Below are 7,704 nucleotides of genomic sequence, written 5' to 3' on the forward strand. Positions count from 1 at the left end.
ACTGACGTGCGCGTGCGGCTTTCTTGGCTCGAAGTTTCGTGGAGAAGGTTCCCTGTGAAAAAGCATTCCCGTGCCCTGGCGATCGCCATGGCATTCCCCATCGTCCCGTTCAGCGCGCCCGCGCTGGCACAGCAGGCGAGCGCCGCCGACACGCCTGAAGCCTCCGGCGGCGGCCGCGCGCTCGGCACCGTCACGGTGACCGGCGGGCGCCCCACCTCGCTGCCCGCGCAGATCCCGACCACCATCGAAGGCGTGACGCACGAGCAGATCGTGGAGACCGTCAACGCCACCGACAGCGAGGACGCGCTCAAGTACCTGCCGAGCCTGGTGGTGCGCAAGCGCTACATCGGCGACTTCAACCACGCCGTGCTTGCCACGCGCGCCTCGGGCACGGGCAACAGCGCGCGCTCGATGGTGTTTGCCGACGGCATCATGCTGTCCAACCCGCTGGGCAACGGCGCCACCTACGCGCCGCGCTGGGGCATGGTGTCGCCGGAAGAAATCGAGCGGGTCGACGTGCTGTACGGCCCGTTCTCGGCCGCGTATCCCGGCAACTCGGTGGGCGCGGTGGTCGACTACGTCACGCGCATGCCCACGCAGCTGGAGGCGCACGTGAAGCTCAGCGGCTTCGTGTCGAACTTCGATCTCTACAACAGCCATTCGTCGCCGGCCGGCCAGCAGCTCGACCTGTCGCTGGGCAGCCGCAGCGGCGACTGGTCGTGGTGGCTCAGCGCCTCGCGCACCCACAGCAAGGGGCAGGCGCTGGTGTTCGGCAACCGGCTGCTGAGCGCCGGAACCGTGGGTGGCGTCGGCAACGCGGGCACGCCCGTCACCGGCGCGGTGCCGGGGCTGAACCCGTCGAACCAGCCCTGGTGGCTGGTGGGCGGATCGACCGTCTACGACACCACGCAGGAGCAGGCCAAGCTCAAGCTGGCCTACGACTTCTCGCCCACCGTGCACGCCACCTACACGCTGGGCGCCTGGAACAACACCACGCACGGCGGCGTCGACACGTACCTGCGCGATGCCCTCGGCCGGCCGGTGTATGGCGGGCGCGTGAACATCGCCGGGCGCACGTACAACCTCGATTCACCGAGCGCCGCGCTCGCGCCCACCGAGACCGCGCTCACCCACTACATGCACGGCCTCGCGGTGAAGAGCCACACCGGCGGCGTGTTCGACTGGGAAGTGGCGGCCAGCCTGTTCGATTATTCGAGCGACACCTCGCGCACGCCCACCACCGCTCTGCCCGGCGCCTTCAACGGCGGCCCGGGCCGCACCACCGACATGGGCGGCTCCGGCTGGAACACCTTCAAGGCGGCCGGCACCTGGCGGCCCACCGGCTCGGCCGAAGGCGTGGGCGCGCACGTGGTCGACTTCGGCTTCCAGCAGGACACCGCGCGGCTGCGCACCAGCGTGGGCAACACGCTCGACTGGACCGGCGGATCGCCCGTCACGCCGTTCTCGGCCTTCAACGGCAACACCCGGCTGCAGTCGCTCTACGTGCAGGACACCTGGCGCTTCGCGAAGGACTGGAAGACCACGCTGGGCCTGCGCCACGAGCGTTGGGAGGCCTACGGCGGCCAGCTCGGCAATGCCACCACGCTGCTGGACTTCAAGCCGCGCAAGAACAGCTACGACTCGCCCAAGGCCGCCATCGCCTGGCAGGCCACGTCCGACTGGCTGCTGAAGGCCTCGACCGGGCGCGCCGTGCGCATGCCGACCGTGAGCGAGCTCTACCAGGGCTCGATCAATGGCAACCAGATCGTGGCCACCGACCCGAACCTGCGCCCCGAGCGCTCGTGGACCACCGAGCTCAGCGCCGAGCGCGACCTGAAGGGCTGGGGGCTCGACGGCGTGCTGCGCACCACGCTGTTCTTCGAGAACACCAGGGACGCGCTGTACAGCCAGGCCCTCAGCAACCTCGTGAACACGGTGCAGAACGTCGACGCCATCCGCACGCGCGGGCTCGAGGTGGCGCTGAACGCGGTCGACGTGGGCGTGCAGGGCTTCGACCTGAGCGGCAGCCTCACGCTGACCCGCTCGAAGATCGCCGCCAACAGCGGCTTTGCGGCCAGCGTCGGCCACGACCAGCCGCGCGTGCCCAAGGTGCGCGCGTCCTTGCTGGCCACCTACCGGCCCGACGCCAGGTGGAGCTACACCGTCGGCGCGCGCTACAGCGGCAAGCAGTACGGCACGCTCGACAACAGCGACCCCAACGGCTTCGCGTACATGGGCTTCTCGAAGTTCTTCGTGGTCGACGCGCGCATACGCTACCGGATCGACCGGCAGTGGAGCGCGTCCTTCGGCATCGACAACCTGAACAACAACAGGTACTGGGCCTTCCACCCGTACCCGCAACGCACCTACGTGGCCGAACTCAAGTTCGACCTTTGACTCCCACAACCACCTTCAAGGACGACACCACATGAGCCCGAAGAATCTGACGACTACTCTCAAAACCATAGCGACATGCGCAATGCTGACGGGCGTGAGCGCCGTTTTCGCACACGTCACGCTGCCGCCGGGCGCCGCCACCGTGGGCAGCGACTACAGCGCGGCCTTCCGCGTCGGCCACGCCTGCCAGGGCGCCAAGGCGACCACCGGCCTGGCGGTGCGCCTGCCCAAGGGCTTCGTGCTGAGCGACGCGCAGGCGCGCAAGGGCTGGAAGCTCGACGTGCAGAAGAGCGGCGACGGCGAAGTGCGCTGGACCGCCGAGACCCCCGACAGCGCGCTGCCCAGCAGCGAGCGCGCCGAGTTCGTGCTGCGCGGCAAGGTGCCCGCGGCGCCGGGCACGCTGTGGTTCAAGGTGCTGCAGACCTGCGACACCGGCGCGGCCGACTGGGCCGAGGTGCCGGCCTCGGGCAACTCGACGGCCGGCCTGAAGAGCCCGGCCGCCAGGCTGAACGTGGTGGCGCAGGGCGTGGCCACGGTCGACGTGCGCGACGCGTGGGTGCGCCAGTCGGTGCCGGGCCAGAGCGGCACCGGCGCCTTCATGAAGCTCACCGCGCCCACCGGCACGAAGCTGGTGAGCATCTCGACCCCCGCGGCCGGCAACGCCGAAGTGCACGAGATGAAGATGGAAGGCGACGTCATGAAGATGCGCGAACTCCCCGGCGGGCTCGAGTTGCCCGCGGGCCAGACTGTCGAGCTCAAGCCCGGCGGCTACCACGTGATGATGACCGACCTGAAGGGCGCATTGGCCAAGGGCGCCAGCGTGCCGATGACGCTGAAGTTCGAGGACGCCAAGGGCGTGAAGACCGCGCTGGATGTCACGCTGCCGGTGGGCGCGCCCGAGGGTGCCGATGCCGCCGGTGCGGCGCACGAGCACAAGCACTGACGCTGCCGGGCTTCTTCAGAGCAGCGCGTCGGGCGCCAGCGGTCCGAAGAGCCTGAGCATCAGCCGCAGCGACAGGCTGGTGTCGGGCTCGGCGGTGGCGTCCTTCAGGTCGCTGTCCTTCGGGGCGCGCCACACCAGCGCGCCGTCGACCAGTTCCACGTGCCACGAGCGCTCGGCCATGCCGCGCTCGATCTGCGCCGACGCCGCGCGCGACAGCTCGTTGCTGCGGATCAGCAGCGCGATCTCGGTGTTCTGCAGCTGCGAGCGCAGGTCGAGGTTCATCGAGCCGACCACCAGCAGCCGGCCGTCCATCACCAGCACCTTGGAATGCAGCATCGCGCGCGATTCGCCGGTGACGCTGCCCGCTCCGCTCCCTGCACCGCTCCCGCCACCGCTGCTTCCCGTGGAGCCGAACACGCTGCCGAAGCTCGTCTGCTCGCTGCGCAGCTCGTACAGCTCGATGCCCATCTTCAGCAGCGCCTCGCGGTGGCGTGCGTAGCCCACGTGCGCCACCGGCGCGTCGTTCGATGCCAGCGAGTTCGTCAGCACCCGGATGCGCACGCCCCGCGCACGCGCCGAGGAGAAGGCCTGCAGCATGTCCTTGCCGGGCACGAAGTAGGGCGAAATGATGAGCAGGTCGGAGCGCGCCTGGCCGATCAGCTGCAGCAGGCCCTCGACCACGGTGTCGCCGCCGGCGGCCAGGTCGGAGGCGGCTTCCAGCGAGGCCACGCCGCGCGAGGCGCTCGCCTTGTCGTCGGGCCGGCTGACCACGAGGCCGGGCGCCTTGGCGGCGCCGGGGCCGGAGTCGGCGGCGATCTTGCCGGGCTTGTCGGCCAGCATCACGGCCGGCGCCCAGACGAAGGTGGCGGTGCGCAGGTCGAGCGGCTTCTCGTCCCAGGCGCGGGCGCGCTGCTCGGCGGTGGGGGGCGCGTCGGCGCCGGGCTTGTCGTCCGGGTCGCGCGTGGCTTGCTCGACCAGTTCCTGGTCGGCCTTCTTCGCGCGCTCGCGCATGGCCTGCAGCTCGTCGCGCGTCACCAGCGACTGCACCGGGTAGGCGCGCTCGTTGTTCCAGTAGCTGTCGAAGCTGCGCGACAGGTCCTGCACGATCGGGCCGGCCGCCAGCACGTCGACATCGACGAAGTTGCCGTTGGTCGCATTGCCGAAGTAGGCGTCGCCCAGGTTGCGCCCGCCCGTGACGCCGAGCACGTTGTCGGCCAGGAACAGCTTGTTGTGCATGCGCTGCTGGATGCGCGAGGCGTCGTCGATCGAGTTGAAGAGGCGGCTGAAGGTCGAGTCGCGTGAGCCGGCCAGCGGGTTGAACAGCCGCATCTCGATGTTGGGAATGAAGGCCAGGCCCAGCACCAGCGCGTCGCGCCCGGTGGTGTGGAAGTCGTCCAGCAGCACCCGCACGCGCACGCCGCGCTCGGCCGCCGCGCGCAGGCCGCGCACCAGCCGGCCGGTGCTGGCGTCGGCGTGGATGGCGTAGTACTGCAGGTCGAGCGTCTTCTGCGCGCCTTCGACCAGCGCGAGCCGGCTGCCGTACGCGGCCTGCGGGCCGCCCAGCAGCAGGAAGCCGGAGTCGTAGCGCGCCTTCTCGGCCTGGCGCCGCTGCTGCACCAGGTCGGCCAGCGCGGTGCCGGTGGCCGGCGCCTTGATCGCGGTCGACACGGGCCGTTCGACGTTCTGCGGGAGTTGCGCGCAGGCGCCGAGGATCAGGAGCGCGAGCAGCGCGGCGGACCGGCGGAAAAACGGCTGGAAGGAAGAAGGCATGCGGCTTTCCCGGGGCTTGGAGGGAGAAGCCGCATGTATAGCCTAGTCGGCGGGCGCCGCGCGTCGGACGGGCGGACGACCGCGCTGGCGTTTCCTTATGGCGTCGAACTCAGCGCGCGGCGCCGAGTTCTTCCTGCCGCTCGAGGGCGGCGAGCAGTTCGTCGTCGATCTTCGCGTGGCGTTCGGCCAGCTCGGTGGCGCGCGAGGCGTCGCTGGCGTAGAGGGCGCCGCCGTCGAGCTCGAGCATTTCCGTGATGCGCTTCTGCTCGCCTTCGAGGGCCTCGATCTGGGCGGGGAGGGCCTCGAGCTCGCGCTGTTCCTTGTAGGAGAGCTTCTTGCGGGCGCCGGCCGCCTTGGGGGCGGTGGCTTCCGCGGCCGGTGCGGAGGCGGGTGCCGCCGCCGGCGAGGGCGCCGGGGCCGCGGCTTGGCGCTGCTCGGCGATCTCGCGGGCGCGCTTGGACTGGACCAGCCAGTCCTGCACGCTGCCTTCGTACTCGCGCCAGCGGCCGTCGCCTTCATAGGCGATGGTGCTGGTCACCACGTTGTCGAGGAAGGTCCGGTCGTGGCTCACGAGGAACACGGTGCCGTCGTAGTCCTGCAGCAGGCTCTCGAGCAGCTCGAGCGTGTCGATGTCCAGGTCGTTGGTCGGCTCGTCGAGCACCAGAACGTTGGCCGGGCGTGCGAACAGGCGGGCCAGCAGCAGGCGGTTGCGTTCGCCGCCGCTGAGCGAGCGCACGGGGGAGTTGGCGCGCGCGGGGGAGAACAGGAAGTCCGACAGGTAGCTCTTGACGTGCTTCTTCTGGCTGCCGATCTCGATCCACTCGCTGCCGGGGCTGATGAAGTCTTCCAGCGTGGCGTCGAGGTCGAGCTTGTCGCGCATCTGGTCGAAGTACGCCACCTGCAGGTTGGTGCCGCGGCGGATCTTGCCGCTGTCGGGCTCGAGCTCGCCCAGGATCAGCTTCAGCAAGGTGGTCTTGCCCGCGCCGTTCGGGCCGAGCAGGCCGACCTTGTCGCCGCGCAGGAGAGTGCCGCTGAAGCCGCGGATGACGGTCTTCTCGCCGAAGGACTTGGTCGCCTCGGTGAGCTCGGCCACGATCTTGCCGCTGGACTGGCCCGAAGCCACGTCCATGTTGACGCTGCCCTGCACCTCGCGGCGGGCGGAACGGCTGGCGCGCAGCTCCTGCAGGCGGGTGATGCGGCTCTGGCTGCGGGTGCGGCGCGCCTCGACGCCCTTGCGGATCCAGATCTCTTCCTGGGCCAGGAGCTTGTCGGCCTTGGCGCTGATCACCGCTTCCTGGGCGAGCTGCTCTTCCTTCTGCAGCAGGTACTGCTCGAAGTTGCCGGGATAGGAGTTCAGCTTGCCCCGGTCGAGCTCGACGATGCGGGTGGCGACGCGGTTCAGGAAGCTGCGGTCGTGGGTGATGGTGACGATGCTGCCCTTGAAGTCGATCAGCAGCTGTTCAAGCCACTCGATGGAGTCGAGGTCCAGGTGGTTGGTGGGCTCGTCCAGCAGGAGGACGTCGGGCGCGGCCACCAGGGCCTGGGCCAGGGCGACGCGCTTGCGGGTGCCGCCGGAGAGGGAGCCGACGCGGGCGTCGCGGTCGAGGTGGAGGCGGTGCAGCGTCTCTTCGACGCGCTGCTCCCAGTTCCAGGCGTCGTAGGCCTCGATCTGCGACTGCAGGGCGTCGAGGTCCAGGCCTTCCGCGCCGGAGAGGTACAGGTCGCGCACGGCAATGACGGGAGCCAGGCCCTGGCTGGCGGCGGTGAAGACGTCCGAATCCATGTCCAGCGCGGGTTCCTGCGCCACATAGGCGACCCGGAGGTTCTGCTGCAGCTGCAGGGTGCCGTCGTCGGCCTTCTCCAGGCCGCCCAGTATCTTGAGCATCGACGACTTGCCCGCACCGTTGCGGCCGATCAGGCCGACGCGTTCCGATTCGAGAAGAGAGAAGTCCGCATGATCCAGCAGCGGGACGTGACCGAACGCCAATTGGGCGTTGAGGAGTGTGATGAGTGCCATGTGGCGCGAATTATCGGAGGTGCCACCAAGGGAGGGCGGCCAGGGGAGAAGGGCTTCTCTATATAGGGGTGGTGGGTCGGTCTATATAGAGCCAGGAAAAACGGAAGACTTTTCGCGTGAAAACTTTCGGCCAGTCTTGCGCGAGCCAAAAACTGCCATATACTCGAGGGCTCGGCTGACAGCGCATCGCAAGATGTTGCAGCGATCAGGCTCTTCGGGGCGAGCTCTCAGGAGTTGATTGAGTGGGTTGAGAAAAAGGTCTTCGAAAGTTGACGTTGTTTGAAAAAACAGTGCATAATCGAAGGCTCCGCTGAAAAGACTTCAGCAAAACGCGATGAGAGTTGCGGATTGCGGAAAGAAAAGAAAGCGAAAAAAGTTTGACGGTACTTAAAAAATCGTGATAGACTACAAGGCTTCGCTGATCGCAGCAAAGCAAACGAAGACAACGACAAGTTGCTTCGGTGATCGTTAAAAATTTACAGCCGATAAGCGTGGGCGTTTGAAGGTAATTGCGTAAGTTCTTCGGAACAAGTCGCAAGACTTAAAAACGCTCATGAAGATAGAAGTGAAAGTTCAC

At 68.1% G+C, this 7,704-nt stretch carries 4 protein-coding genes; 2 read left to right on the forward strand and 2 right to left on the reverse strand.

All coding sequences use genetic code 11. The annotated features are described in order from the left end of the window. The first annotated feature begins 87 nt into the window (after window positions 1-87). On the forward strand, window positions 88-2,397 hold the full coding sequence (locus tag BM013_RS32605; protein ID WP_093132863.1) for a TonB-dependent receptor: 2,310 nt from the start codon (window positions 88-90) through the stop codon (window positions 2,395-2,397). A gap of 94 nt (window positions 2,398-2,491) precedes the next feature. Further along, complete coding sequence (locus BM013_RS42275) at window positions 2,492-3,340, forward strand: copper chaperone PCu(A)C domain-containing protein (RefSeq protein ID WP_371270948.1); 849 nt, start codon at window positions 2,492-2,494, stop codon at window positions 3,338-3,340. 15 nt (window positions 3,341-3,355) lie between these two features. Here BM013_RS42275 and BM013_RS32615 read toward each other — a convergent pair whose 3' ends face one another. Beyond that, on the reverse strand, window positions 3,356-5,110 hold the full coding sequence (locus BM013_RS32615; RefSeq protein WP_093132866.1) for a phospholipase D family protein: 1,755 nt from the start codon (window positions 5,108-5,110) through the stop codon (window positions 3,356-3,358). Window positions 5,111-5,219: 109 nt separating this feature from the next. Beyond that, on the reverse strand, window positions 5,220-7,127 hold the full coding sequence (locus BM013_RS32620; RefSeq protein ID WP_093132868.1) for an ATP-binding cassette domain-containing protein: 1,908 nt from the start codon (window positions 7,125-7,127) through the stop codon (window positions 5,220-5,222). Window positions 7,128-7,704 lie beyond the last annotated feature (577 nt).

The sequence above is a fragment of the Variovorax sp. OK605 genome (assembly GCF_900115445.1).
Taxonomy (GTDB): domain Bacteria; phylum Pseudomonadota; class Gammaproteobacteria; order Burkholderiales; family Burkholderiaceae_C; genus Variovorax.

What these genes read in the sequence shown, in the direction of transcription:
- BM013_RS32620 (WP_093132868.1), bottom strand. Translation starts at nt 7,127, where the DNA reads ATGGCACTCATCACACTCCTCAACGCCCAATTGGCGTTCGGTCACGTC.
- BM013_RS32605 (WP_093132863.1), top strand. Translation starts at nt 88, where the DNA reads ATGGCATTCCCCATCGTCCCGTTCAGCGCGCCCGCGCTGGCACAGCAG.
- BM013_RS32615 (WP_093132866.1), bottom strand. Translation starts at nt 5,110, where the DNA reads ATGCCTTCTTCCTTCCAGCCGTTTTTCCGCCGGTCCGCCGCGCTGCTC.